The sequence below is a fragment of the Actinomadura sp. HBU206391 genome, assembly GCF_014323665.1.
Classification (GTDB): Bacteria; Actinomycetota; Actinomycetes; order Streptosporangiales; family Streptosporangiaceae; genus Actinomadura_C.
On the sequence record NZ_JABVEB010000006.1, the window covers coordinates 64,736 to 90,790 of the forward strand.

At 70.7% G+C, this 26,055-nt stretch carries 27 protein-coding genes, 1 pseudogene and 1 riboswitch; of the genes and pseudogenes, 19 read left to right on the forward strand and 9 right to left on the reverse strand.

Annotation, left to right across the window (positions count from 1 at the left end):
• Window positions 1-87: 87 nt before the first annotated feature.
• The 4 genes from HKK72_RS04970 to treZ all read left to right on the forward strand — a co-directional run bounded on the left by HKK72_RS04970 (window position 88) and on the right by treZ (window position 7,579).
• Window positions 88-1,386: a phenylacetate--CoA ligase family protein gene (locus tag HKK72_RS04970; protein ID WP_222720341.1), complete on the forward strand. Its 1,299-nt coding sequence runs from the start codon at window positions 88-90 to the stop codon at window positions 1,384-1,386.
• Window positions 1,387-1,492: 106 nt separating this feature from the next.
• Window positions 1,493-3,583 carry a glycogen debranching protein GlgX gene (gene glgX / locus HKK72_RS04975; protein WP_187233030.1) on the forward strand — a complete coding sequence of 697 codons (2,091 nt, stop codon included), beginning with the start codon at window positions 1,493-1,495 and terminating at the stop codon, window positions 3,581-3,583.
• Window positions 3,576-5,879 (forward strand): malto-oligosyltrehalose synthase, encoded by a 2,304-nt coding sequence (gene treY, locus HKK72_RS04980; protein ID WP_187233031.1) that lies wholly within the window; start codon window positions 3,576-3,578, stop codon window positions 5,877-5,879. The genes glgX and treY overlap by 8 nt, the downstream gene beginning before the upstream one ends.
• The gene (gene treZ, locus HKK72_RS04985) at window positions 5,876-7,579 is read left to right on the forward strand and encodes a malto-oligosyltrehalose trehalohydrolase (protein ID WP_187233032.1); all 1,704 of its coding nucleotides are present in this window, start codon (window positions 5,876-5,878) and stop codon (window positions 7,577-7,579) included. Before treY ends, treZ begins: the two co-directional genes overlap by 4 nt.
• Window positions 7,580-7,688: 109 nt before the next feature.
• Here treZ and HKK72_RS04990 read toward each other — a convergent pair whose 3' ends face one another.
• A complete protein-coding gene (locus HKK72_RS04990; protein ID WP_187233033.1) occupies window positions 7,689-8,336 on the reverse strand; it encodes a choice-of-anchor P family protein in 648 nt (215 codons plus the stop codon).
• 85 nt (window positions 8,337-8,421) lie between these two features.
• Entirely contained in the window at window positions 8,422-9,279 is an 858-nt protein-coding gene (locus tag HKK72_RS04995) for a L,D-transpeptidase (protein ID WP_315987079.1), read from the reverse strand.
• A gap of 312 nt (window positions 9,280-9,591) precedes the next feature.
• On the opposite strand from HKK72_RS04995, the gene HKK72_RS05000 reads away from it, so the two are divergent.
• The 9 genes and pseudogenes from HKK72_RS05000 (at window position 9,592) to HKK72_RS05045 (ending at window position 15,895) form a co-directional block, all read left to right on the forward strand.
• Window positions 9,592-10,092 (forward strand): hemerythrin domain-containing protein, encoded by a 501-nt coding sequence (locus HKK72_RS05000; protein WP_187233034.1) that lies wholly within the window; start codon window positions 9,592-9,594, stop codon window positions 10,090-10,092.
• A 55-nt stretch (window positions 10,093-10,147) separates the two neighbouring features.
• Complete coding sequence (locus HKK72_RS05005; RefSeq protein ID WP_187233035.1) at window positions 10,148-11,323, forward strand: glutamate--cysteine ligase; 1,176 nt, start codon at window positions 10,148-10,150, stop codon at window positions 11,321-11,323.
• A gap of 221 nt (window positions 11,324-11,544) precedes the next feature.
• Complete coding sequence (locus HKK72_RS05010) at window positions 11,545-11,841, forward strand: hypothetical protein (RefSeq protein WP_187233036.1); 297 nt, start codon at window positions 11,545-11,547, stop codon at window positions 11,839-11,841.
• 266 nt (window positions 11,842-12,107) lie between these two features.
• A pseudogene (locus tag HKK72_RS42640) lies at window positions 12,108-12,365 on the forward strand (two-component sensor histidine kinase); the annotation flags it as partial.
• Between the two features lie 142 nt (window positions 12,366-12,507).
• Window positions 12,508-12,906: a sensor histidine kinase gene (locus HKK72_RS40625; RefSeq protein WP_187233037.1), complete on the forward strand. Its 399-nt coding sequence runs from the start codon at window positions 12,508-12,510 to the stop codon at window positions 12,904-12,906.
• A gap of 162 nt (window positions 12,907-13,068) precedes the next feature.
• Window positions 13,069-13,290: a hypothetical protein gene (locus tag HKK72_RS40630; protein WP_187233038.1), complete on the forward strand. Its 222-nt coding sequence runs from the start codon at window positions 13,069-13,071 to the stop codon at window positions 13,288-13,290.
• A 38-nt stretch (window positions 13,291-13,328) separates the two neighbouring features.
• Window positions 13,329-14,642: an alanine racemase gene (locus HKK72_RS40635; protein ID WP_261986552.1), complete on the forward strand. Its 1,314-nt coding sequence runs from the start codon at window positions 13,329-13,331 to the stop codon at window positions 14,640-14,642.
• Window positions 14,643-14,847: 205 nt separating this feature from the next.
• A complete protein-coding gene (locus HKK72_RS05040; protein WP_187233039.1) occupies window positions 14,848-15,414 on the forward strand; it encodes an RNA polymerase sigma factor in 567 nt (188 codons plus the stop codon).
• Window positions 15,404-15,895, forward strand: a complete 492-nt coding sequence (locus HKK72_RS05045; protein ID WP_187233040.1) for a hypothetical protein — start codon at window positions 15,404-15,406, stop codon at window positions 15,893-15,895. The genes HKK72_RS05040 and HKK72_RS05045 overlap by 11 nt, the downstream gene beginning before the upstream one ends.
• 33 nt (window positions 15,896-15,928) lie before the next feature.
• On the opposite strand, the gene HKK72_RS05050 is transcribed toward HKK72_RS05045, so the two are convergent.
• Window positions 15,929-16,243, reverse strand: a complete 315-nt coding sequence (locus HKK72_RS05050; protein WP_187233041.1) for a GNAT family N-acetyltransferase — start codon at window positions 16,241-16,243, stop codon at window positions 15,929-15,931.
• 109 nt (window positions 16,244-16,352) lie between these two features.
• The gene (locus HKK72_RS05055; RefSeq protein WP_187233042.1) at window positions 16,353-17,519 is read right to left on the reverse strand and encodes a CobW family GTP-binding protein; all 1,167 of its coding nucleotides are present in this window, start codon (window positions 17,517-17,519) and stop codon (window positions 16,353-16,355) included.
• 62 nt (window positions 17,520-17,581) lie between these two features.
• On the opposite strand from HKK72_RS05055, the gene rpmG reads away from it, so the two are divergent.
• Together rpmG and HKK72_RS05065 are read left to right on the forward strand one after the other, a co-directional pair.
• Window positions 17,582-17,746, forward strand: a complete 165-nt coding sequence (gene rpmG, locus HKK72_RS05060) for a 50S ribosomal protein L33 (protein ID WP_187233043.1) — start codon at window positions 17,582-17,584, stop codon at window positions 17,744-17,746.
• 2 nt (window positions 17,747-17,748) lie between these two features.
• Entirely contained in the window at window positions 17,749-17,994 is a 246-nt protein-coding gene (locus tag HKK72_RS05065; protein ID WP_187233044.1) for a type B 50S ribosomal protein L31, read from the forward strand.
• Window positions 17,995-18,614: 620 nt separating this feature from the next.
• Here the strand turns inward: HKK72_RS05065 and HKK72_RS05070 are convergent.
• Together HKK72_RS05070 and HKK72_RS05075 are read right to left on the reverse strand one after the other, a co-directional pair.
• Window positions 18,615-19,067, reverse strand: a complete 453-nt coding sequence (locus tag HKK72_RS05070) for a response regulator (RefSeq protein ID WP_187233045.1) — start codon at window positions 19,065-19,067, stop codon at window positions 18,615-18,617.
• A 270-nt stretch (window positions 19,068-19,337) separates the two neighbouring features.
• Window positions 19,338-19,613, reverse strand: a complete 276-nt coding sequence (locus HKK72_RS05075) for a DMT family transporter (RefSeq protein WP_315987080.1) — start codon at window positions 19,611-19,613, stop codon at window positions 19,338-19,340.
• Window positions 19,614-19,648: 35 nt separating this feature from the next.
• Window positions 19,649-19,717: riboswitch (guanidine-III (ykkC-III) riboswitch) on the reverse strand.
• 92 nt (window positions 19,718-19,809) lie between these two features.
• Here HKK72_RS05075 and HKK72_RS05080 point away from each other — a divergent pair.
• On the forward strand, window positions 19,810-21,684 hold the full coding sequence (locus HKK72_RS05080) for a serine/threonine-protein kinase (RefSeq protein WP_261986553.1): 1,875 nt from the start codon (window positions 19,810-19,812) through the stop codon (window positions 21,682-21,684).
• A 37-nt stretch (window positions 21,685-21,721) separates the two neighbouring features.
• Here the strand turns inward: HKK72_RS05080 and HKK72_RS40640 are convergent, their stop codons facing one another.
• Entirely contained in the window at window positions 21,722-21,970 is a 249-nt protein-coding gene (locus tag HKK72_RS40640) for a cupin domain-containing protein (protein ID WP_315987081.1), read from the reverse strand.
• 3 nt (window positions 21,971-21,973) lie between these two features.
• Here HKK72_RS40640 and HKK72_RS05090 point away from each other — a divergent pair, with 3 nt between their 5' ends.
• A complete protein-coding gene (locus HKK72_RS05090) occupies window positions 21,974-22,204 on the forward strand; it encodes an AzlD domain-containing protein (protein WP_187233046.1) in 231 nt (76 codons plus the stop codon).
• A 30-nt stretch (window positions 22,205-22,234) separates the two neighbouring features.
• Here the strand turns inward: HKK72_RS05090 and HKK72_RS05095 are convergent, their stop codons facing one another.
• Window positions 22,235-22,429, reverse strand: coding sequence for an FCD domain-containing protein (locus tag HKK72_RS05095; protein ID WP_187233047.1), 195 nt, complete (start codon window positions 22,427-22,429; stop codon window positions 22,235-22,237).
• Window positions 22,430-22,841: 412 nt separating this feature from the next.
• On the opposite strand from HKK72_RS05095, the gene HKK72_RS05100 reads away from it, so the two are divergent.
• The gene (locus HKK72_RS05100) at window positions 22,842-24,263 is read left to right on the forward strand and encodes a sensor histidine kinase (RefSeq protein ID WP_187233048.1); all 1,422 of its coding nucleotides are present in this window, start codon (window positions 22,842-22,844) and stop codon (window positions 24,261-24,263) included.
• A 229-nt stretch (window positions 24,264-24,492) separates the two neighbouring features.
• Here HKK72_RS05100 and HKK72_RS05105 read toward each other — a convergent pair whose 3' ends face one another.
• Entirely contained in the window at window positions 24,493-25,200 is a 708-nt protein-coding gene (locus tag HKK72_RS05105) for a helix-turn-helix transcriptional regulator (RefSeq protein WP_222720343.1), read from the reverse strand.
• Window positions 25,201-25,440: 240 nt separating this feature from the next.
• Between HKK72_RS05105 and folE the strand changes: the two genes are divergently transcribed.
• Entirely contained in the window at window positions 25,441-26,037 is a 597-nt protein-coding gene (gene folE / locus HKK72_RS05110) for a GTP cyclohydrolase I FolE (protein WP_315987082.1), read from the forward strand.
• Window positions 26,038-26,055 lie beyond the last annotated feature (18 nt).

Genomic DNA, 26,055 nt, shown 5'->3' on the forward strand with positions numbered 1-26,055 from the left:
GGGTGATTCTCGACGGCGGCCTGTGGCACGCCGGTCGCGCTGACCCTACGATCGGGTGATCGCGTGATCGTCGCTGCGGAGGAAGCCATGTACGAACCCCGGGCAGAGACGATGTCGCAGGACGAGCGGGCGGCACTGCAGGAGGGTCTGCTCCGCCGGCTGGTCGACCGGCTGCTGGAGGCCGGCGGAGAGCAGGGCCGCCGGCTGCGCGCGGCCGGGGTGGACTCGGGGCACGACGTGGATCTCGCCTCCCTGCAGCGCCTGCCCATGACAGGCAAAGAGGATCTGTGGTCGAGCTACCCGCTCGGCATGCTCGCGGTGCCCCGTGAAGAGGTGGTCGCGATCCACGGGTCGAGCGGCACGGGCGGCCGCCCCACGCTCGTCGGCTACACGCGCGCCGATCTCGCCCTCTGGGCGCGGCTGTGCGCGCGTTCGCTGGTCTGCGCGGGCGCGAGCCCGTCCAGCGTGATCCATAACGCGTACGGCTATGGGCTGTTCACCGGCGGGCTCGGCATCCATCAGGGAGCGGTCGAGCTCGGCGCGACGGTGGTGCCGCTCAGCGGCGGCATGACCAGCCGTCAGCTGCGGCTGCTCGTCGATCTGGAGCCCGACGTGCTCACCTGCACACCGACGTACGCCGTGCGGCTCGGTGAGGCGGCGCAGGAGGCCGGCATCGACCCCGGCCGGCTCCGGCTCAAGATCGGGATCTTCGGCGCCGAGCCGTGGAGCGAGGCGCTGCGGACCCAGATCGAGGGCCTGCTCGGGCTCAGGGCCCTGGACATCTACGGGCTGTCGGAGGTGCTCGGCCCCGGCGTCGCGGTCGAATGCGTCGAGGCGGCAAGCGGCCTGCACGTCCAGGAGGACCACTTCCTGGTCGAGACCGTCGATTCCGAGTCGGGGGAGCCCGCGGGCGAGGGCCGGCCCGGCGAACTCGTGTTCACGACCCTCACCAAGGAGGCGCTGCCGCTGCTGCGCTACCGCACCGGCGACATCGCGACGTTGTCGCGGGAACCGTGCGTGTGCGGGCGGACGCTGGTGCGGATGAGCAAGGTGCTCGGCCGCCGCGACGACATGCTCGTGGTGCGGGGGGTGAACGTCTATCCGAGCGAGGTGGAGCAGGAGCTGCTCAGCGACGCCCGGCTGGCACCGCACTATGTGATCGTCATGGACCGGCGCGGGCCTACGCGGTTGATCGTGGCGTGTGAACAGGTGGCCGGAGGCGACGGCGTGCGCGCCGAGGTCGAGGGCGCCCTGGCCGACCGGCTCGGAGTGCGCGCCGACGTGCGCGTGGTGCCGCAGGGCACGGTTCCCCGTACGGAGGTCGGCAAGGCGGTCCGGGTGCTCACCTGGTCCGAGGGGGCTCCGCCGCTGGCCGGACTCGGCTGAACCGGCAGGCTCAACGGCCACTTTGGCAGGATCCGGTCGCAGCCAGGGACCCTGTGGTGCCGGACCGTGACGTGTGATTCGATCATTCTCGGGCAATTGACCTGATGTGACGCATATCTGGCCTGGTGCTCCCTATCCCCTCGGCGCCCAATACGACGGCGCCGGTACGAACTTCGCGCTGTTCTCCGAGGTCGCCACCCGGGTCGAGCTGTGTCTCTTCGACGACGAAGGCCGGGAGACCCGGGTCGATCTCGAGGAGGTCCAGGGCTTCGTCTGGCACGGCTATCTACCCTTCGTGAACCCCGGTCAGCGGTACGGCTACCGCGTGCACGGGCCCTACGACCCGGCGCGCGGCCTGCGGTGCAATCCGGCGAAGCTGCTGCTCGACCCGTACGCCCAGGCGATCGAAGGAGAGGTGGACTGGAACGAGGCGGTGTTCGCCTACCGGTTCGCCGATCCGGCCACCCGAAATGACGACGACAGCGCCCCGTACGTACCGAAGAGCGTAGTGATCAACCCGTACTTCGACTGGGGAGCCGACCGGCCGCCCCGCACGCCGTACAACGAGACGGTCATCTACGAGGCGCACGTCAAGGGCCTCACCAGGCGGAACCCCGACGTTCCGGAGCGGCAGCGCGGCACCTACGCGGCGCTGGCCGACCCCGGGATGATCGACTACCTGCGCGATATGGGTGTGACGGCCGTCGAGCTGATGCCGGTGCACCAGTTCGTCCACGACGACATGCTGATCGAGAAGGGCCTGTCGAACTACTGGGGCTACAACACGATCGGCTTCTTCGCCCCGCACAACGCCTACTCCTCCAGCGGGCAGCGCGGCGAGCAGGTGCAGGAGTTCAAGCTGATGGTCCGCACCCTGCACGAGGCGGGCATCGAGGTCATCCTCGACGTGGTCTACAACCACACGGCCGAGGGCAACCACCTCGGGCCCACCCTCGGCTTCCGCGGCGTCGACAACGCCAACTACTACCGGCTCGTCGAGGGACGGCCGGAGTACTACATGGACACCACGGGCACCGGCAACAGCGTCAACGTCCGGCGCCCGCACTCCCTCCAGATGATCATGGATTCGCTGCGGTACTGGGTCACCGAGATGCACGTCGACGGGTTCCGCTTCGACCTGGCCTCGACCCTGGCCCGGGAACTGCACGACGTCGACCGCCTCGCGACCTTCTTCGAGCTCGTGCAGCAGGACCCGGTCGTGTCACAGACGAAACTGATCGCCGAGCCGTGGGACGTCGGCGACGGGGGGTACCAGGTCGGGAACTTCCCGCCACTGTGGACGGAGTGGAACGGGAAGTACCGCGACACGATGCGCGACTTCTGGCGCGGCCGGGACGGCACGCTGCCGTGGTTCGCGAGCCGGTTCACCGGGTCCAGCGACCTGTACGCCGACGACGGGCGGCTGCCGAGCGCCTCGGTCAACTTCATCACCTGTCACGACGGGTTCACCCTGCACGACCTGGTGTCGCATGACCACAAGCACAACGACGCCAACGGCGAGGGCGGCCGGGACGGCACCGACGACAACCGCTCGTGGGGCCACGGAGCCGAGGGCGAGACGGCCGACCCGGGCGTCCAGACGCTGCGCGAGAAGCAGAAGCGCAACATGCTCACCACGCTGCTGCTGTCGCAGGGCGTGCCGATGCTGTCGCACGGCGACGAGATCGGCCGCACGCAGCGGGGCAACAACAACGCCTACTGCCAGGACAACGAACTGACCTGGGTGGACTGGTCGGACGCGCCGGAGAAACGGGCGCTGCGCGACTTCGTGCGCCGGCTGACCGCGCTGCGCCGCGACCACCCGGTGTTCCGCCGCCGCCGCTTCCTGTCCGGCGACGGGGACATCGGCTGGTTCACCCCCATGGGCGACGAGATGACCGACGGCGACTGGCAGACCGGGTACGCCAAGGCGATCACGATCCTGTTGAACGGCGACGCGATCCACGAGCCGGACCGGCGCGGCGAGCCCGTGCGCGACGACTCGTTCCTGCTGCTGTTCAACGCCTCGCCCGAGAACCTGTCGTTCGCGGTGCCCGAGCAGGCCGGCGGGTTCTGGACGTGCGTGCTCGACACCACCACCACCTATCTCTTCGACACCTACGAAGGCCCCTCGGCTCGGGCGGGGGAGAAACTGGCGGTCGAGGCCCGGTCGATTCAGGTGCTCCGCCGTGTCTGAGTCGACGAAGCGGGCGAAGGCCGGGTCGCGGGCGCCCAGCGCGACCTACCGGCTGCAGCTGCGTAAGGGCTTCGGGTTCGCGGAGGCCGGGGCGCTGGCCGGCTACCTGGCGGCGCTCGGCGTGTCCCATGCCTACCTGTCGCCGATCCTGCAGGCCGCGCCGGGCTCGGCGCACGGTTACGACGTCGTCGACCACGACCGGGTGTCGGAGGAGCTCGGCGGCGAGGAGGCGTTCCGCGCCATGGCCGCCAGGCTCCGCGACCACGGCATCGGGATCGTCGTCGACCTCGTCCCCAACCACATGGCAATGCCCGTGCCGGAGGACCTCAACGGGGCGCTGTGGAGCGTGCTGCGGGACGGCCCCGACTCCCCGTACGCCCGTTGGTTCGACATCGACTGGTCGGTCGGCCACCTCGTGGTGCCGATCCTCGGCGCGCCCGGCGACGAGGCCAGGCCCGACGGCGACGTGGTGCGCTACCACGAGCACGTCTTCCCGCGAGAGGGCCGCTACCGGCTGGTGTACTGGCGTGACCCCGAGCTGAACTACCGGCGGTTCTTCGACATCTCCACGCTCATCGGGCTGCGCGTCGAGGACGCCGAGGTCTTCGAGCGGACGCACGCCGTACCGCTGCGGCTGCTGCGCGAGGGGCTGATCGCCGGCCTGCGGATCGACCACCCGGACGGGCTCGCCGATCCCCGCGGTTACCTGCGCGCGCTGGCCGGGCAGCGGGCGTGGGTGGTCGTGGAAAAGATCCTCGCCGCCGGGGAGGAGCTTCCCGCCGACTGGCCGTGTGCGGGAACGACCGGCTACGAGGCGCTCGGCATGGTCGGCGGGCTGTTCGCCGACCCGGCGGGCGAGCAACCGCTGACCGACGTCTACAACCGCCTGACCGGCGGGCCCGGCGACTTCACCGAGGTCGAGCGCGAGGCGAAGCGATACGCCGCCGAGCGCCTGCTGGTGCCGGAGGTGCGGCGGCTGACGGCGCTGCTCGCCGGCATCCTGGCCGACGAGGAGCCGGATGCGCTGCGGGAGGTGCTCGTCGAGCTCCTCATCGCCATGCCGGTCTACCGGGCGTACGTCGTGCCCGGCGAGCAGCCGCCCGCCGAGGCGCTCGAGGTCGTCGCCCTGGCCGCTGCCGAGGCCCGCGCCGCGCTGCCCACGGGCGAGCTGCTCGACCGGGTGGTGCCGCTCTTGCTCGGGCTCGGCGGCAGCGACCCGCTGCGCGACGAGTTCGCCGTACGGTTCCAGCAGACCGCCGCGCCGATGACCGCCAAGGGCGTCGAGGACACCGCGTTCTATCGCTGGTCGCGGCTGGCCGCGCTCAACGAGGTCGGCGGCGACCCCGCCCGGTTCGCGGTGCCGCCCGAGGAGTTCCACGCCCACTGCGCGAGGGCGGTGAGCGAGTGGCCGCAGGGCATGACGACGCTGTCGACGCACGACACCAAACGGCAGGAGGACGTCCGCGCCCGGCTGGCCGTGCTCACCGAACTGCCCGGTGAATGGGCAGCAGCGGTCGCCCGCTGGCGGTCCCGCGCCCCCGCCGGGCCGGTCGAGGCCGACCTCGACTACCTGATGTGGCAGACGATCGTCGGAGCCTGGCCGCTGTCGGCGAGCCGGCTCAACGCCTACCTCACCAAGGCCATGCGCGAGGCGAAGACCCGGACGTCCTGGATCGACCAGGACCCCGCGTACGAGGCGGCGGTGCACGCCCACGCCGGCGCCGTCCTGTCCGACCCCGTGCTCACCGCCGACCTCGAGGCGTTCTGCGACCGCATCGCTCCGTACGCCCGGGTCAACTCCCTCGGGCAGAAGCTCGTGCAGCTCACCATGCCGGGCGTGCCGGACGTGTACCAGGGCTGCGAATTCGCCGGGCTGTCCCTGGTCGACCCCGACAACCGGCGCCCGGTCGACTACGGTCGCCGCCGCGAACTGCTCGCCGACCTCGACGCGGGCTCGGCGCCGTCGGATCTCGACGGCGAGAAGCTCCTCGTCACCTCGCGGGCGCTGCGGCTGCGCGGGCTGCATCCGGACTGGTTCTCCGGCGGATACGAGCCGCTGGCGGCGACCGGGCCGGCCGCCGGGAACGCCCTGGCCTACCGGCGCGGTGGCGCGATCGTCGCGGTGACCCGGCTGCCGGCCGGACTGGAGCGGCGCGGCGGCTGGGGCGACACGGTGCTCTCACTACCCGGTGGCCCGTGGCGTGACCTGCTGACCGGCCGGTCGTACGGCCCCGACATCGCGCTGACCGGTCTGCTCGCCGCCATGCCGGTCGCCGTCCTGACGGAGGAGGGATGAGGTTCGAGGTATGGGCGCCGGGAGCCGAGACCGTCGAGCTGGCGACCGGGAACCTGCGGCACCCGATGGCGCCCGCCGAGCTGAGCGGATGGTGGACCGCGGAGGCGGACGCCGGCGACTACGGTTTCGTCCTCGACGGCGAGGGCCCCTTCCCGGACCCGCGCTCGCCCTGGCAGCCCGCCGGCGTGCACGGGCTCAGCCGGGTGTACGACCACGACCGGTTCCCGTGGACCGACGGGCTCTGGCGGGGACGCCCCCTGGTGGGCAGCGTGCTGTACGAGCTGCACATCGGCACGTTCACGCCCGAGGGGACGTTCGACGCGGCCGTCGAGCGGCTGGACCGGCTGGTCGAGCTCGGCGTCGACGCCGTACAGCTCATGCCGGTCGCCGCGTTCCCCGGGCGGCACGGCTGGGGATACGACGGCGTCCATCTGTGGACGGTGCACGAGCCGTACGGAGGGCCGGACGGACTGAAGCGGTTCGTCGACGCCTGCCACGGCCGCGGGCTGGCGGTCGTCCTCGACGTGGTCTACAACCACCTCGGGCCGAGCGGCAACTACCTGGGCCGCTACGGCCCGTACTTCACCGACGCCTACAAGACGCCCTGGGGCCCGGCGGTCAACGTCGACATGCCCGGATCCGATGAGGTGCGGGCGTTCATCGTCGAGAACGCGCTGATGTGGCTGCGCGACTATCACGTGGACGGGTTGCGGCTCGACGCCGTGCACGCCATCAAGGACAACCGTGCGGTGCACCTGCTGGAGGAGCTGGCCGGCGCCGTCGCGCGGCTGAAGGCGCGGATCGGCCGGGAGCTGTTCCTCATCGCCGAGTCGGATCTGAACGACCCCCGGCTGGTGACCTCGCGCGAGGCGGGCGGGTACGGTCTCGACGCGCAGTGGAACGACGACTTCCACCATGCCCTGCACTCGGCCCTCACCGGCGAGCGCCAGGGGTACTACGGCGACTTCGGGTCGCTCGGCGCGCTGGCCAAGACGCTCACCGGCGCCTTCTTCCACGACGGGTCGTGGTCGACGTTCCGCGGTCGTTCGCACGGCCGGAAGGTCGACCGGCTGCGCGTGCCCGGCCACCGCTTTCTCGGCTTCCTGCAGAACCACGACCAGGTGGGCAACCGGGCGGCCGGGGACCGGATCTCCGCCGGCCTGCCGCCCGGGCTGCTCAAGGTCGGCGCCGGGCTGCTGCTGACCGCGCCGTTCACGCCGATGCTGTTCATGGGCGAGGAATGGGGGGCCCGCACCCCGTGGTGCTACTTCACCGACCACGAGGAGCCCTGGCTCGCTCGCGATGTCAGCGAAGGCCGGCGCAGGGAGTTCACCTCGCACGGATGGGCGTCCGAGGACGTGCCCGACCCGCAGGACCAGCGGACGTACCGCCGTTCCGTGCTCGACTGGGCCGAGCGGAACAAGCCGCACCACCGCGAGCTGCACGAGTGGTACCGCGCGCTGATCGCGCTGCGCCGCGCCTGGCCCGAGCTGACCGACGGGCGCCTGGACGAGGTCACCGTGGAGCACGACGCGAACTCGCTCGTTCTCCACCGGGGACGGCTGCGGGTCGTCGCCAACCTGGCGTCCGAGCCGGGCCCGCCGCCACCGCCAGGCGAGGTGCTCCTGGCGTCCGACCCGGCCGTACGCTCCGGCGAACGCCTCCCCGGCACCTCGCTGGCCATCGTGCGGGTGGCATAGACGATCACTCGGGCCGATGCGGTACGACGGAGGGTCCGTGCATTACGACCGAGGGTCCGTGCGTTGCCGCGCACGGACCCTCGGTCTCGCCTTTCGGCGCCGCCGGTCGTCAGCCGGTGACGGGGAGGTCTCCCGGCACCGGGGTCGGCACCGGGGCCGCTTCGGCCGGCCCGCTGACCGGGCCGCAGGTCGCCGAGGCGATGCTGATCGTCTGGGTCCTGCCGGGGGCGAGCGCCACGGTCACCTCGACGGCGGTGACCGTGAGACGGCCGTGAACGTCGCGGCCCTGCTTGTTCAGCACCACCGAGGCGGCGCCGAGCGAGTCGAGCCCGACGTTCAGAGCGGTGTTGGGGGACGCGGTCGCGTCCAGCGGCCGGCCGCCCAGCACGACCTTGACCAGGTTCGAGCTGCCGACGCCGTTCTCACACCGCGCGGTGATCAGGTGCGCGCTGAGGCCGAGCTTGCGGGAGCGCAGGTCGGCGACACTGGCCCGAGCGTGCCCGGGGGCGGCCGCGGCGCTCAGGACCGATGCCCTGAGCAGCGGGTTGGCGGGCAGTTCGGCGACGCTGTCTCTGGCCGGCCGGCCAAAGGAGGCCACGGCGGAGACCGGTGGCAGGGACACGAGCCCGCTGGCGGCGATGCCGTACGCGGAGGAGGCCGCGCCGGTGCTCGCGTGCGTGGCCGGTGCCGCGACCGCGAGCGGCGCGACCAGCGCGCCGGCGACGGCCGCGGCCTTGGTCAGCTGCGTCAAACGCATGATCATCTCCTCGGGGGGGTGATTTCTCTTTGGGGGTGGAACATCGAGCTGAAGGACGGCTCTGGTGCCGTGCGCCGCAGCGGGGCTAGTCCGTGATGAGGACCGGCGTACCGAGCGGGACGCGGGCGAGTCGCTTCAGCGCGTCTGCGGGCACCCGTACACATCCATGGGTGACCGCCCGGCCGAACACCGACTTCGTCGGCCAGCCGTGGAAGGCGACCGTGCCGGGGCCGCCGCCGAAGGTGTCGAGCGTCGCGGAGTGCGCGCCGACGGGGAGGATGAGCGGGCTGTAGGTCTTCTTGGCGGGCGCCAGTGAGGCGAGCATGAACGTCCGCCCGGTGGGGGTGGGAGTCTTGGCCGCGCCCACGGCGACGCTCCACGTTCCGGCCGTGCGGCCGGCGTCGAGGATGGTGAGCCGGCGTGCGCTCAGGTCGACCTTGACCACGTGCGAACTGCGCGCCTTCTGCAGTCCGCCGCCGGCCGGGATCCATCCTGTCGCGCGGTTGGGCCGGCTGGGCAGCAGCACCCGCTGCCACCCCGGCCTGGTCTCCACGACCGGCACCCAGGTGGGTCCGCCCAGTTGCGTGACGGGCAGTGTCGCGACGGCCGGCCCGCCCGGGCTCGCGGAGACGGGCGTCGGCACGGTCGGATGCACCACCGTCCCATCGCTGCCCGCGAAGGGGGCGGTGTCCTGGGGGATCTCCCGGAGATCGGCGTACGTCGTCGCCTGCGGCAACTTCGCGGCCGCGGCCGGCTGCCCTTGCGAGGACCGCTTTCCCCCGCTCTTCTCGCTCCCCTCGCCCTCGCCTCCTCCACAGCCCGTCATCAGCATCGCGGCGGCCGCCGAGGCTGCGAGGGCCGCGATCGCACGGCCTGAGCCACGGGCGGGGGCATGCGGAGGAGTCGGCCGGCCCAGGAGAGCGTTCTTGAAAGGATTGCTCACGAAAACTCCAAGAGATCGTGAATTCGGGTGTAACGCGGGGGCCCGCCGGGCAGGTCCGCCGACCCGCGGTGAGTCGCAGACCGGTGCGGTCAACTCGCCGACGAGATCGGCCCTCTCCATCGCAGCTCGCCTTCTTCCCGGTAAGTCCCCTGCGCTCGTCCTATACGCATGGACCACGGCCCGGGTTGCACGACACTTCAAAGATCTTGGCCGTCTGACCTGGTGCGGACCGGCGACGGCCGGTTCTCGATTGCGTTCGGCGGCGAGGGGTAGGGAAATGACCGAAATATCCATTTTGGAGGGACCAGTGCGATGGTCGAACAGCGAAATGACGTGATCGGGGTCCTTACTCGCGATCATCGTCGGTTCGAGGAACTGCTCAGCGAGCTCAGATCGACGGATGAGCCGCAGGAACGGCGCAGGCTCGCCGACGAGCTGACGATCGAGGTCTTACGGCACTCGGTCGTCGAGGAGAGGCACCTCTACCCGGCCGTACGGCGGCAGGTTCCCGGTGGAGATGTGATCGCTGACAAGGAACTGACCGACCACACCGAGATCGACAAACTCCTGCATCGGCTGGCGACCGCCGATCCGTCCGGCGTGGACTTCGAACCCGTCGTGGCGTCGTTGATCGACGACATCAACGCGCACATCCGTGACGAGGAGCACTACCTGTTCCCCTCGCTCAGCGACCACTTCGAATCCGACGACCTGGTCCGGCTCGGTGAGCAGATCGAATCCGCCAGGAGGGAGGCCCCCGGCGCCGGCCTGACCGACAGGGTCCGCGACTACCTCGGCCGCGGACGCGAGTGACCCGGCCGGACAGGCGGCTGAGGTGTAACCGCCGGAGGATGGGCACAACCGTTCCGTGAATGTACGGAGTGTCGGAGTCGAAGAGGAACTACTGCTCATCGATCCAAGCAGTGGGGTTCCGCGCGCGATCGCCGGCGGGGTGATCCGGTTCGCCCGGGAGAACGGGGACGAGGGAGACGACGCCCGGGACGACGACCGGGACGACGGCGGGGACGACGACTGGCACGACGGAGGGGACGACGGCGGGGACGTCGAACCGCTCGAGGCGGAGTTTCAGCGAGAGCAACTGGAGACGGCCACCCGGCCGTGCCTCTCCCTTGAGGAGCTTGCGGAGCAGATACACGCGGCGCGGCGGGCCGCATCCGACGCCGCGCACGGGCTGGGTGCGGAGATAGCCGCGCTGGCCACCTCTCCGGTGGCGGTCAGTCCGTCCGTCACCCCGTCCTCCCGCTACCTGCGGATGGCGCGCGCGTACGGCAAGACGGCCGAAGAACAGCTCACCTGCGGGTGCCATGTGCATGTCAGCGTGGAGTCGCCGGACGAGGGCGTCGGCGTGCTCGACCGCATCCGGCCCTGGCTGCCGCCGCTGCTGGCCCTGACGGCGAACTCCCCGTTCTGGCAGGACCAGGACACCGGCTATGCCAGCTTCCGGCAGCAGTTGTGGAGCCGGTGGCCGTCGGCGGGTCCGACGGGGCTGTTCGAGTCGGTCAAGGCCTACCGCGACACCGTCGAGGACATGGTGAGGTCGGGCGGCCTGCTCGACGAAGGCATGGTCTACTTCGACGCCCGGCTCTCCAGGAACTATCCGACGGTCGAGATCAGAGTCGCTGACGTGTGCCTGCTCGCCGACGACGCGGTCCTGCTGGCGGCGCTGGCCAGGGCACTGGCCGAGACGGCGGCCCTCGGGTGGCGTGCGGGCGAGCTACCGGACCCCGTACGCCCTGAGGTGCTCCGGCTCGCCATGTGGCGGGCCTCCCGCTCCGGGCTGCAGGGCGAACTCCTGCATCCTGTCACTCAGCGGCCGGCTCCCGCACACGACGTGCTGAGCGCCCTCGTGGACCATGTCACACCCGCGTTGGAGCAGGCCGGAGATCTCCACGCCGTACGGGAACTGCTCGGCGGGCTGCTGCGCCGCGGAACCGGGGCCGACCTGCAGCACGCCGTCCGTCAGCGCGGAGGCGAGATGACCGAGGTCGTCCAGTCGGCCGTCTCACGCACCTTGGGGTTCTGACCGGCCTCATCGCCGCCCCCGACGGGCCGGGCGCGCGGGCCCCTCGGAGGGCTGAGCCTGGGTGCATCACGGCCACGTTCATCGGCCGGTCCGACCGTACCGTTGAAGCAATGAAGGGCCACAGATCCTGACCCAGACCAGGTAAAGGCCCAGGTAGAGGCCGCGCGTGGACGTGCTCGCGGGGCCCTCGTGACCCGGGCACCGCTTGCGCGGAGGGCGGCGTGAGCCTGTTGCCGCACGCGTCCTCCATCCGGGCCCGCTACACCAGGCTGGTGACCCTGCTGTCGCTGGTCGTCCTGGTCGCGATCGGCGTGAGCGTCGACCTGGTGATCCGTTCCAGGGCCGAGGTGGGGGTGTTCGAGGAGTCCGAGCGGGTCGCCGGTCAGTGGAGCGCGGCGGCGCGGATCGGGGTCGTCCCGCACGCGATTCCGGCGTTGACCCGGATCAATCTGATCCAGTTGGTGGATCGTCAGGGCCGGGTGCTGAGCGCGAGCAGCGCTGCGGCCGGCCCGCGTTGAGCAGGCATCGGCCCTCGCCCGATGACCGGTTCGACTATGTGAACGAGTGCGCGCGTCGGCACGGGTGCGTGATGGCCATCCGGGGCACGCCCGCGCCCGACTCGCCGGTCGTCTACGCCGGGATGGCCGAACCGCCGATCCTGGCCACCCATGGGCTGGAGTACGGCATCGCCGGGGGCGCTGCGTTGATCATGGCTCTGGCGGCGTGGATGACCTGGTCCATGGTGGGCCGGACACTGCACCCTGTGGCGGCGATCCGGACGCGGATGTCGGAGCTCACCGGCTCGGATCTGAGCCTGCGGGTGCCGCTGCCGCCGGGCGAGGACGAGATCGTGTTGCTCGCCCGTACCGCCAACCAGACCCTGGCCCGCCTCGAAGGAGCGGTCGAACAGCAGCGGCAGTTCGCCTCCGACACCTCCCACGAGCTCAGGAGCCCCATCGCGGGGTTGCGTACGCAGCTGGAGGAGGCGGTGCTGTATCCGGGCCAGATCGATCCGCACGACACGATCCGCGCGGCGCTGTCGACCACCGACCGGCTCGAGGCCATCGTCAGCGACCTCCTCGTCCTCGCCCGGCTGCGGGCCACCGACCCCGCGCCACCAGAACCCATCGACCTCGGCGCACTCGTACGCGAAGAGATCGACAAGCCGCGTCAAGGGCCTGCGGGTGCGGGTCGAGCAGGCGACGGCGGTATGGGTGATGGGGTCGCGGATCCAGCTGATCCGGGTACTGGACAACCTGCTCGACAACGCCCACCGCCACGCCGAATCGGCCGTCGAGGTCACCGTCGAACCCGTCGACGGACAGGCCGTGGTCACCGTCACCGACGACGGCGCCGGCATCGCATCCCGCGACCGCGAACGCGTCTTCGAACGCTTCACCCGCCTGGCCGACGGACGCCGCCGCGACCCCGGCGGCAGCGGCCTCGGCCTGGCCATCTCCCGCGACATCACCCACGCCCACCACGGAACCCTCAAGGCCGAGGACTCACCACACGGCGCCCGATTCGTCCTCAGACTGCCACCTCTGGACACCGGCCGGTCCGCACCGAAACCCGCCGTCTAACTGTTCTGGCCCCGCGCCTTCGTTGGGATGGCCGTGGCCGCGCTCGGGGTGCTCATGGGCCGGGGGCACCGGCCGTGCGGCATGGAAGAATCCGCCGTGGGCCAGGCAGGCGTTCGCTCGCACGACGATTCTCTTCCCGAGTCCCTGAGATTGGACGGACCGATGACCGCATCGACTCGCGTGCCCATCACCGTGTTGCTCACCGTGGGCGATCAGGCCGAACTCGTGACGCCCATGCGCGGCCCGAAGGATCCGATGCGGGTGCCGGCGGCCGACATCGCCCGCGACGTCGGCTTGGCCGCCGACGACCTGGCCGGCCGGAAACTGACCGCCGTCATGGAAGGCGAGCGGCTACGGGACTTCCGCCTGGCCGACGAGAAGTAGCTCCAGTTCCACGATCTGCGCAAGAAGGGTGGGCGTTCATGCCACACGCCGGCCGGCGGCCGGGCGACGACCTCGTCGTCCAGGCTCATCACAAGGGCTTCCCGGCCCACGCGGTAGGCCGGCCGGTGGCCGAACTGCGTGGAGACCTGCGGCTCGCGGCCGGGGGATTCCTGACACCGGTGCTGCTCCTCGACTCGGCGGCGATGGACCACAACGTACGGGCGCTGCAGGGGCTGTGCGAGGAGTCCGGCCTCTCGCTGTCACCGCACGTGAAGACGACCATGTCGCCGGAGATCATCGGCAGGCAGCTGGACGGCGGCGCCTGGGCGGTCACGGTCGCGACCGTCACCCAGGCACGGGCGCTCCGCGCCATCGGCGTGCGGCGGATCCTCATCGCCAACGAGCTGGTCGACCCGGCGGCCGTCTCGTGGCTGGCGGAGCAGCTCGATGACGACGACGGCTTCACCGGCTACTGCTACGCCGACTCCGAGGCGGGTGTCCGGGTGCTGGAAGAGGCGCTGGCCGCTCGGGGCGGGCGCCGGCGGCTACCGGTGATCGTGGAGCTGGGGACCTCCGGCGGGCGTGCCGGGCTGCGCGACGCCGCGGACGCGGTGCGGCTGGCCGAGCGGATCGGCCGGTCGCGGTGGCTCCGTCTGGCCGGGGTGGGCGGCTACGAAGGCCTCATCGGCGGCTCCCTGCGGCCGGAGGACCTCGACGAGGTCGAGGCCTACCTGCGGGTGATGCGGGACGTCGCGGACAAGGTGTTCGCCCTCGACCTTCATGTGGGTGAGGGGCCGGAGGGTGAAGAGTTCATCGTCACCGCGGGCGGCAGCGCCTATTTCGAGCTGGTGCGCGACGTCTTCGACGCGCGGTGGCGGGCTGGCCGCCCGATCAGGCCGGTGCTGCGCAGCGGCTGTTACGTCGCGCACGACTCCGTGGCCATGCGCGACTTCCGGGAGCTGATGGCGCACCGGTGCGATCCCCTCGAGCTGAGGCCCGCGCTGGAACTGTGGGCTCGCGTGCTGTCCAGGCCGGAGGCGGGCCTGGCGATCGTCGACTTCGGTAAGCGCGACACTGGGACCGATACCGGAATGCCGGTGCCGCAGCACGTCCTCCGATGCGGGGACACCGTGGTGGGCCCGGCGCCCGATGCGAGGGTGACGGCCCTCAACGACCAGCACGCTTACCTGGAGCCAGCGGACGCGACGACCTCGCCGACGCTGGACCTGCAGGTGGGCGACCTGGTCGGTTTCGGCATCTCACATGCGTGCACCACGTTCGACAAGTGGCGGCTGATCCCCGTGGTCGACGCCGACCGCACGCTGATCGGAGCGGCGCGGACTCTCTTCTGAGCGGGCGCCGCACAGACTCTGAGCGGGCGCCGTACAGACTCTGAGCGGGCGCCGTACAGAGCGCGCCGCAGAGCTCGCGAATCCGGCTCGTGCCCACTGGCCGAGAGCCGGTCCTCGCGGGCACGTCCCGAGATGTCGCTGACGCTCACGATGAACCCGCCGGGGCCGAACCACGACTGTGCTGGTGACCGGATGAGGAGGTCGCGTGGACGGCACCGACGACGTGGCACTGCTGGTGGTCCGCTGCCAGCTGGGCGAGCGCGAGGCGTTGAGACAGCTGGTGAAGACATGGCACACGCCGCTGTGGAACTATCTGCGGCGCATGGCGGGCTCCGCCGACAACGCCGACGACCTGGCGCAGGACGCCTGGGTGGGGGTGTTCCGGGGGCTGCCCGGGCTGCGGGAGCCCGAGCGTTTCGCACCGTGGTTGTTCACGATCGCCCGCCGGGTGGTCATGAACCGGCTGCGCGAGGAGTACGCGGAGCAGCGGGACGCCGAGGCGGGAGCCGGGTGGGCCGAGTCGGGTGCTGGGCGGCCCGAGGCGGGTTCCGACGACATCACGGTCGATCGGCTGGAACTGCTCGCCGGGCTGGCCGACCTGCCGGTGATCGAACGCGAGGTCCTGGTGCTGTTCCACCTGCAGGATCTGTCGCTGCGGGATTGCGCTCAGGTGCTTCAGATCCCTGAGGGCACCGTCAAGTCCCGACTGTTCCGCGCGCGCCAGATGCTGCGCTCCCACCTGCTGGGAAAGGGTTTCAGCCATGACCGATGACCGCTTCGACGAGCCGACCCTGTCCGCGGATCAGGTCATGGCGAACCTGAGCCTGACCGGATGGGAGCGGCTGAGGTACGTACTGCTCGGGGTCGCCGGGCTGACGGTCGCCGCGCTCGTCGGTTCGCTGTGGGCCACCGAGCCGGGCGGGCTGCCGGCGCGCACCCACGTGGCCTTCGCCGCCCTCACCGCGGCCGGGCTGGGCTGGGCCGGCTTCGCCGCCTGGGTCCTGAGCCGGCGCGGTCCCCTCTTCGCCCGCGACCGGGTGATCGCCGGCGGGCTCGCGCTCGGCTTCTCCACGGTGGCCACGGGCGGCATCGCCTTGATCGCGATTGTGCGCGGCGAGCTCACCATGCTGCTCATCGCCGTGCCGACCGGCCTGGTCCTCGTCTCCGCGGCGACGGCGCTGCTCGTGCGGGCACGGGCCCATCGCGCGGCGCTCCTGCGCCGTAAGCGGGAGTTGCAGCGCGGTGATCGGTGACACCGGGCCGACGGCCCGGCACGGTAGAGCGGATCAGTCGGTGGCGGTGCTGCGGTTCTGGTAGGCCAGGTCCTGGTACTCCGGATGGCGGCTCATCCAGCCGGCGATGAACGGGCAGATGGCCAGGACCGGAAGCCCACGCCGGCGGGCGTCGTCCAACGCGGCGCGGGCCAGCGCACTGCCGATGCCACGGCCCTCGTAGGCGGGCTCGACCTCGGTGTGCGGGTAGACGACCAGGCGGCCGGTCCGCATGTACTCGGCGAATCCGGCGAGCTCGCCGTCGATGCGCGCCTCGAAGCGGTCGCTGCCTTCGGCGTCGGTGACCCTGACAGTGCTGGCCGTGGTCATGGTGGCGACCCCCTTCTGTACGTCTATTGACCCGCATGGGGTCGAACGACCGTATCGCCTTCCCGGCGGGCGCGAGTCACGGGGCCCATGCCGGCCCGGGCCGGATGACTCAGGTGGCCTCCCCGACGTCGAGCAGACCGGCGAAGGGGTCGTCGAGGCCGATGGCCGGTTCGCCCGGGGCCAGCAGGCATGAGTCGAGCAGGGCGTGGATGCGGTCCCGGTCCAGGTCGGGGCCGGTGAGGACGAGGTGCTGCACGCGATCGCCGTGGTCGGGCGACCAGTCCAGGGATGCGGCCACCCGGCGAGCGGGCGGCACCAGGTCCCAGGCCGCCTCGGGCAGTGAGGCCAGCCATGGGCCGGTGTCCTGCACCGTGACGACACCGGCCACCGTCTCCCAGGCGAGCAGCCGGTCGGGCCGGTTGGCCAGCCAGAACCGGCCCCGGCTCCGGACGGACTCGGTGGCGAGGGAGTCCACGGCGTCGAAGAATCGCGTGGGGTGCAACGGGCGTGCCCGGCGCCAGACCACGGTGTCGGCGGCGGGCGTGTGCGCATCGCAGGGCAACTGCGCCGTGGGCTGGTCGACCCGGGCCGCGAGTTCGCGCGTGCAGAGCGCGGCTCCCGCGAGCGCCGGCAGGGGTTCGCCGGGCAGTGTCACCGGCGTCTGGGGTGCGAGGTGGCCGAGCACATCGCGGCACAGGTCGAGCTCGTCGTCGCCGACGCCCGGCAGCGGGTCCGGCAGCACCTCCGGGAGCACGAGCGCGGTGGCGTACTCGATCTGCCGCGCCAGCACCTCGGCGAGATGGCGTTCATCGCCGACGGCGCCCGATCTGCCCACCTCGGCCAGCCGCTCGCCCCGGCAGATGTCGGTGGGCGTCAGTTCGGCGTCCAGCGCGGTCAGCACCGCGGTGAGCCGGAGCTCCTTGTGCAGTTCGGCCTGGTCCAGGCACTCGGCCACGGACCTCGGCTCCACGCAGTCCCATAGATCCACGATCAGAAGCCGTGCGCGGGCGGCGTGCCGCCGCAGTTGCGGGACGAGGTCGTCGCGGACCGCGCACGTCATGCAGCCGTGCGCCGGCCGGACGACGGCGTGCTCCAGCACCACGGCGGCGTCGCGGACGATCCGTACGACGAGACCGCTGGTGATCCCGCGCAGGTCGTGATGGATCGCCAGCGAGCCGGGATGCTCGCGCAACAGCCGATCGACGACGGCGGCACGGGACGGGCCGTGCAGCCCGGACACCAGGACGACAGGGACGGACAACGTGCCCACCTCCATGGAATAAAACGATAACCGTTATCGCTATCATGGCATGCGCACGACCGGAGGAAGGAACCTCGATGACCCGAAACGAGCTGCGTCCCGTGGTCAAGCTGCGCTCGACCGCCGGGACCGGCCACACATACGTCACCCGCAAGAACCGAAGGAACGACCCTGAGCGGCTGACGCTGCGCAAGTACGATCCCGTCGCCCGCGAGCACGTGCTCTACCGAGAGGAGCGCTGACCATGAAGATCGGCATCCACCCTGACTACCGCCCGGTCGTCTTCCGCGACCCGAGCGCCGGCTTCGCCTTCCTCACCCGGTCCACCATGACGAGCGCCAGGACGATCGAGTGGGAGGACGGGAACGTCTACCTCGTGGTCGACGTCGACGTGTCTTCGGCGAGCCATCCGTTCTACACCGGTCGCGGGCGCGTCGTGGACACGGCCGGCCGGGTCGACCGCTTCAACCAGCGCTACGGCAAGCGCTGATGCCGGTGACCGGCGCAAGGCCCGGCCGGTAAAGCCGGCGACCCATGAGAGCCGTTGGGGCCGGCCCCGGTTCGCCCGTTCGAGCGGCCGCGGTCGGGCCGTTCGAACGGCTGCGGCCCGGCCGTTCGAGCGGCTTACGGGCCCGGCCGGTCGTGCGCCTGCGACCGGGCCGTACGGGGGGCTGTGATGCGCGCGTCCGGAGCCAGGTGCTCAGGCCGCCGGTCGGCGTGAGACGGGAGCCCGCGTGCGAGAACAACTGCATGATCACGGGGGACGCAAGAACACAACTGCATGATCACGGGGGGTGGGCGCGAGAACAACTGCATGATCACGGGGGGTGGTTGGGTCCAGTGACTGGGGTGGTGTGGTGTTCTGTTGCGAAGATCCCTCGGTGTGGGATTTCCGTATGCCGCGCATACCGTTCGTGATCACGCAGTTATGCGCGTTGGGCCCGGGTCGCGCGGTGTCACCCGTCGGCAGTCGACGCTCCGTGGCCGGGCGGCACCCGCACACACGCGGACAGTTACTGTTCGGAGTCAGGGCTCAGGCCGTGGCCGGGCGGCACCCGCACATACGCGGACGGTTGTTGTTCGGGGCCGGGGGGTCGGGCGGGCGCCGGTTCAGGCGGCTGCGGGCGGGCCCGGAAGACGGGCGGCGGAGGTGAAGAAGTCGTTGATGACTTTCACCACGCTGGTGAAGTGATCGAAGTCGACGGGCTTGGTGACGTAGGCGTTCGCGTGCAGCTCGTAGGCGCCGCTGATGTCCTCGGCGCGCGAGGACGTGGTGAAGATGACCACCGGAATCGTGCACAGGCTCTCGTCGGCCTTGATCTGGGCGAGCACCGCCCGGCCGTCGTACTTGGGCAGGTTCAGGTCGAGCAGGATCAGGTCGGGACGCGTCGCGGCCGTGTGCGAGCCACGGCGGTGTACGTAGTCGAGCGCCTCCGCGCCGTCGGCCACCATCGTCACCTCATGATCTGCACCATGTTCCGCGAAGGCCTCGCCGATCAGCATCTGATCGCCTGGGTCGTCCTCGACCACTAGGATCCTCAGCCGTCGCACGGCATCCGTCATCGGGCACTCCTCGCTTTTCGCCGTACCGACACCTCACCGGGGTCGGTACACAGCCACAGCAGGGCCCATTCGCCAGTCGGCGACCAGCCGTTCGAACCGTACACCACCTGGCGCGCTACGAGGATCGGTGGAGAGGGTACGGCAGTACGGCCGCCTTGCCGCCGAGCCCGCCGTTCCCGCAGGTCAGAGCCTTGTGCGGTGATGGAACGTCACGGCGTCCACACGGTCAGCGTGCGTCCGCCAGGTTCAGCCCGACCACCCCGAGGATGATCATCGTGAGTGCCGCGATCTTGAGTGGAGACGTGCTCTCGTCCATGAGGAGCATGCCGGCCAGCGCGGTGCCGACCGCGCCGATACCCACCAGACGGCGTACGCGGTGCCGACCTCGAGTTGTTTCAGTCCAAGGTTGAGCAGCCCGAAACTGACGGTTGCGAAGACGACGACGCCCAGCGAGGGGAAGAGCACGGTGAAGCCCTTGCTCAGCTTGAGACAGAGTGCCATCGCGACCTCGAACAGGCCCGCGACGATGATGAGCATCCAGGCCATGGCGGCCACCTCCGGAACATCGACCTACGGCTGGCGTCGCGTCGTCTTGGCCTGACCGGGGTACGGCGCACCTCGTCCGGAGTGAAACCGCCAAGGTTTCACATGTGTCAACGAAACCCCTCGAGGCTCCGCATGGCAAGATCGGGAGGCCGATGGTGACGAGGCTCACCGGTGGCGGCCGGTCGTCTCGCGGAGCATGATTCTCCCACCGGTGCCGGGCGTCGCAGGGGAGGTGCGGATGGGCACGTGGGCGCTGCCCGGTTACACCGAACTGCGTGAGCTCGGTGCGGGAGGTTTCGGGCGGGTGGTGCTGGCCCGTCACGACGCCTCGGGGTCGTTGGCCGCGATCAAGTACCTGTCCCCCCGGCTGCTGGAGGACGGGCAGTTCGTGACAGCGTTCCGCGCGGAGGCGCGAACGCTCGCGCGGCTGCGCGATCCGCACATCGCCCGGCTGTACGGCTATGCGGAGACTCCCCTCGGCGCCGCCATCGTGATGGAGGCGGTGAACGGGGCGTCGCTCGCCGCGGTGCTGCGGGAACACGGCGCCCTCGGGCCCGAGGCGGCGCTGGTGGTACTGAAGGGCTCGCTGCTGGGGCTCGCCGCGGCGCACGCGAGCGGTGTCGTTCATCGGGACTACAAGCCGGCGAACGTCCTGGTTCAGGGCGACGGTCGCAGCAAGCTGGTGGATTTCGGCATCGCGGTGCGTTCGGGTGAGGCGGGAGCGCGGGCCGGAACCCCGGCGTACATGGCGCCCGAGCAGTGGCGCGGCGAACCCGTCGCTCCGGCCACCGATGTCTATGCCGCGACCTGCGTGTTCTTCGAATGTGTCACCGGTCACCGGCCGTACCGGGCCGACACCACGTCGGCGCTGATGAGCGAGCACATTAACGCCCCGGTACCGGTCGAGGATCTCCCCGAACCGGTCCGCCCGCTGGTCGCCCGCGGCCTGGCCAAGGACCCGGCCCAGCGGGTGCCCGGCGCGGCCGCGTTCGTGGCCGAACTGGAGGCGGCCGCCGTCGCGGGATACGGGCCGGACTGGGAGGTACGGGGCCTGCGCGGCCTCGCCGCCTGCGCCGCCGCCATCGCGGCGGTCTTCCCGCTCGCCCTGCTCGTCGCCGCATCGGGAGGCGGGGCCATGGGCGGCGCGGTCGGGCAGGGCGCCGCCAGTGCCGTCGGACATCTTTCCGGCAGATCTCTGCTGGCGAAGATCGGCGGCGCGAAGGCGGCACTGGCCACCGCGACCGCCGTGGTCGTCGCCACGACGGGCGCGGTCGTCGTCACCGGAGTGCGCGGGAGACCTGACCCGCCCGCACCACGTCCGACGCCGCGCCCGACGCTGGCACTCGACCTGGCGTCCCTCACCGGCGACCACACCGAGGCGGGCCTGACCGTACGGGCGCAGTACGTGAAGGTGAGCGGCCTCGCTGATGCGGCGGTCGAGCAGAGGGTCAACCAGATCCTTCGAGCCCCCGTCGAGCAGATGATGGAGCACTACCGGTCAGAGCTGGCGCGGTCGCGCAACGCGTTTCCCACCGCCACTCCGTTCGCCACCGAGACCACGTCGGCGGGCTCGGACGTCGTGTGGGGCCTGCGCGGCCCACGCCTGCTGTCGCTCAGGTACGCGTTCGACCCGCCCGCAAGCTCCGGAATCTTCTTCTTCCGGGAGTTCGAGAGCCTCAGCACAACGGTGACGGTCGATCTCACCACCGGGCGCCGGCTGGGCGCCCGCGAAGTGTTCCGTGCCCGGACCCTCACCGCATCGGGCATGACGGCGCTCACCGGCATGCTGCGGCGCCACGACCCGGAACGGGACTTCTGCCCGGGATACCTGACATCCCCCCGCGTCTGCCGCGCCGTGACGCCCGCCGAGCTCACCGACCAGAATCCGCCGGTGGAGTTCATGTTCACGGCCCGCAACGTCGAGTTCAGCATCGCGCTGCCGAGCCTGGACTATCCGACCGTCGCCGGAGTGCGCCTGTTCAAGGTGCCCCACGCCGAGATCGCCGATCTCATCAGGCCCGAGGTGGCCGCACTGCTGCCCGGCGCCGCGCCGACGCCCGCTCGCTCATGACCGACCTGCCGGTGTCACCGGCTGTACGGCTCGGGGCTCACACGTGCTCCATGACCATCACCGCGGTGGTGTCCGGTTCGAGGGCTCTGAAGACGTGCGGCGTGTCGCCGGGATAGGTGACGTAGTCGCCCGGCCCGAGTTCGACCGGCTCGCCGGCCGGGCCGACCAGCGCGCGCCCGGTGCTGAGCACCACGTGTTCTGTCGTGCCGGACATGTGCGGCTCGGAGGCCCGGGCCTCGCCCGGTTGCACCGCTATCCGGTAGATGTCCGGGCGTTGTTCCGGCACCGGATGCGCATCCCGGACCACCTGCAACGGCTGCTGTCGATCGCCGCGGCCGTGCTGCTCATCGCCTTGGCGGCCACCGCCGCGCTCACCGAGGGACACGGCTTCGCGGGCTGGGCGAGGCCGGCCGGCGTGCTGGTCGGCGGGTTGCTCGCGGTCCGGCGCGTGCCGTTCCCCGCGGTGGTCATCGCGGCGACCGCCACCACGGCACTGCTCCGGTTGTGCGGTGTGTCCTGATCGGACGGCGTGGGGCGTCCTCCCCACCGGTCAGTGGCGGCCAAGGAGGTTGTCGGAGACCCGGATGAGATGGTCCCGCATGCGTTCCCGGGCCGTCTCGGGGTCGCGGTCGTGGAGGTCCTCCACGATGGCGGTGTGGTCCTCGTGGTAGCAGGCCCGGCGGTCGGGGGTGAACGTGCGCTGTTTGAGGCTGCCCCAGACCGGCAGGGCGCGCGCGGAGTTCATGAAGGACGGCCGCTTCCACAAGGAGGCCGGCGACGCCCCGGCGCCCACCCCGCCCAACCCCGGCAGCATCGACCACAACCAGGCCGCCCCCACCCTCTCCTGAGGGCGCCCGGCTGAGCGGGCCGGCTGCTTGGGCCGGCTGCTTGGGCCGGCTGAGCGCGTCGGCCCGGGGGGTGCCGGCCTGAGCACGACAGGCGTCCGGGCCCGTCCGACCGATCAAGGAAGGCGGGCCCCGTCGCGGGTATGGACTCATACCGGGGTGGTGAAAGGTCAGGCAACACGATGGTCATGTCTGGACAAAGAACCAGACAGTGCCGCCATCCGTGTGCAAAACGGGGCATATTGTTGCAAAGGCACCGATAATCGGCGCCGCGCTCAAGTAGGCCATGGCGAAGACGCATCGGGGAAGTCCATGCCGGCTCTACGACCACGCTCGACTCGCGTTCGCTACACGCTGACCGCAGCGGCGCTGTCCCTGATCGGCTTGACCATCATCGGACTCAGCCTCGGCCTGGCGATCCGGGACAACATCCGGGACAGCATCTTCGCGGACACGCAGCGGTCGGCCCTCCAGTGGATCGCCGCCGCACGGACCGGCAGTGTGCCGCACACGGTGTCCACTCCATCCCGCGTCAAGCTGCTCGAACTGGTGGACTCCCGCGGCAGGGTCCTCGACGCCAGCGCGGCCGCGTCGACCATGGCGCCGTTCAGCACCCTTCGGCCCACGGCCACGGACCGGCTCGACAACGTGACCGTCTGCCGGTCGCACGGCGGGTGCGTCCTCCTCACGGTCGTCCGCTTCGCCCTGCAGAACACACCGGGGAACACTGATCCACATTTCGTCTACGCGGGTGCGATGGCTCCTGCGATCCTCTCAACGCACCGGCTCGAGTTCTTCATCGCCATCGGCGTCCTTTCACTCACAGCCGTATCGGCCAGTGTGACCTGGGGTGTGGTGAGCCGATCACTGCGCCGTGTGGAGGCCGTCCGCGTTCAGATCGCCAAACTGTCGGGCGGCGATATGAGCGTCCGGCTGTCCTCGCCCTTCGGCGGGAGTGAGATCTCGGCGCTCGCCGACACCGCCAACCAGGCCTTGGATCGGCTGGAAGGCGCACTCCAACAGCAGGAACAGTTCGCCTCCGAGGCCTCCCACGAACTCAGAACGCCGATCACCTCCCTGCACCTGCAGCTGGAAGAGGCCCTGCTCTATCCCGAGGACGTCGACCCGCACGAGGTCATCCGCACCGCCCTGTCGGCCACCGATCGCCTCAACGCGGTCATCAACGATCTGCTGCTGCTCGCCCGGCTCCGCGCCAACCCGGCGCCACCTGAGCCGATCGACGTCGGCGAGCTCGTGACGCAAGAGGCCGCCACCCACGCCCAACGCGTGTCCGTGGTCGCCCAAGCCGCTCCAGGGGTACGCGTCCACGGCCACCGGATGCAGCTGACCCGGTTGATCGACAATCTTCTGAACAACGCGCAACGGCACGCCTACAGCCGTGTCGAGATCACCGCCGAACGCGTGGACGACCTCGCCGTGGTGAGCGTCGCCGACGACGGCGACGGCATCCCACCACGGGATCGGGAACGCGTCTTCGAACGCTTCACCCGCTTGGCCGACGGACAGCGCCGCGACCCCAAGGGCAGCGGGCTGGGCCTGGCGATCTCCGCCGACATCGCCCATGCCCACAACGGAACGCTCAAGGCCGAGGACGCACCGCAAGGCGCCCGATTCGTCCTGCGCCTGCCATTGCTCGACCCGGGCCGGACGCGCCTACGCATCGGCGCCGCGTCCAGTTTCACTGAACCGCCCGGCTCTCAGGAAGACCGCTGACCCGGCGCGTCGGGCGGCGGATCAGGGCCCCGATTCAAGGTTCACAGCTGCGCATGTACCTCTCCTCCTGGCGCACCGGCGACCACCCGGAACAGCTGCTGACGCTGCAGGACACACCGGGCGCAGCCGAGGTCGCTGTGATCGCCAACGCCGTCGACGCCCTGCCCAGCCCCCAGCGCCGAGCCGGCTCCGGCCATCCTGTGCGGTCGGAACTCACGAACAAGCGCGGTCACTTTTCGCCGGCAAAACCAGGGGCGGCGAGTTCGACGCAGCAGGCCCCCGGGCGGGGGACGAGTGACGCCTGGACGGTCCTGGCCCCGAGGCCGTCGAGGAATCCGGTGAGGAACGCGTGGTTGATCGCGCAGATCAGGTCGGTGGCCTTGGCGGCGTAGGGCTGGAAGGGGCAGTTCTCGAGCCGCAGCGAGGTCGGCGTCGGGCGGACGGGCTCGAAGCCGTGCCGTTCCAGGACCTGGTCGGCGATGGTGAGCGCGCGTTCGGCGCCGAGCCTGCCGCGCGTCCGGGCGCGTTCGGCGTGGCCGAGCCGCCGGCCGTGCTCAACGGCGGCCTCGAGCGCGGCGGCGCGGGCGTCCGTTCGAGGGGTCTGCCTCAGCACCGCATCCAGGAGGATGTCGGCCAGGAGCCCGTGCTCGCGTTGGGGGATGCTCACCTGGACGTCGACGTCGGCGGGTTCGTACACCTTGGGGCTACGACCGGCCTTCCGCACTCCCGTGAGGTTGGCGTAGCGGGCGTTGAGCAGGCCGGCGGCGACCAGCTTGTCCAGGTGGAAGGCCGCCAGCTTCCGGGAGATGCCGACGCTGGCCGCGGCCTCGTCGCGGGTGACCGGATGGCCCGCCCGGCGGATGAAGGCGTACATGCGGCGCCGCAACTCGTCGCTGAGCACGGCGACGGCCGCGATCGTCGAGGCGTCAGAGGTCACGCGCTCACAATAACGCCCATCAGTGCTGGATAAAACAGCAAAGTATGCCGATGTCACCGGCTCGTTGACGGATCTACAAAATAAGACTAGTACTTGTTAGCGAAATAGGTGGCGGGTCGGCGCGGTGTCCACCGCATGCCGGCCCGTACACGGCACCGCTCTCGTCGGGTTCGGCAGACGTGGTTCGGGCAGGCGTGGTTCGACAGGTGTCCATCGCTCGGTCAGGGAAAGGAAGATGCTGTGCTCTCAAGCTCGGCGTTGCGGGTCGTCGGCGAGGTAAACGGTGTTGATCTGGTCGCGGCCGAACGAGCTGCCGCCGATCTCCTGCGCGCACTGGGAATCGGCCTGGAGTCCGAGAGCCTGCGCGGCACTCCCGGCCGGATGGCCCGGGCCTACGCCGAGCTGTTCAACCCTCGCCCGTTCGACCTGACGACCTTCCCCAATGACGAGGGATACGACGAACTGGTCCTGGCCCGGGGCATCCCGCTGCGATCGGTGTGCGAGCACCACCTGCTCCCGTTCGTCGGCACGGTCCACATCGGTTACCTGCCCGCCGAACGCATTCTCGGGCTGTCCAAGCTGGCCCGCCTCGCCGAGCATTTCGCCTACCGTCCGCAAGTGCAGGAGCGGCTCACCAAGCAGATTGCGGACTGGCTCGCCGAACACCTCCAGCCGAGAGGAGTCGGCGTGGTCATCGAGGCGGAACACACCTGTATGACCCTGCGCGGTGTTCAGGCCGTGGGCTCCTCGACCGTCACCTCCACCATGCTCGGCGTCCTGCGCGAAGAGGCCCGCTCCCGCAGCGAGTTCTTCGCGCTGGCAGGCGTGAACGCCTGACGACCCCAAGGAACAACG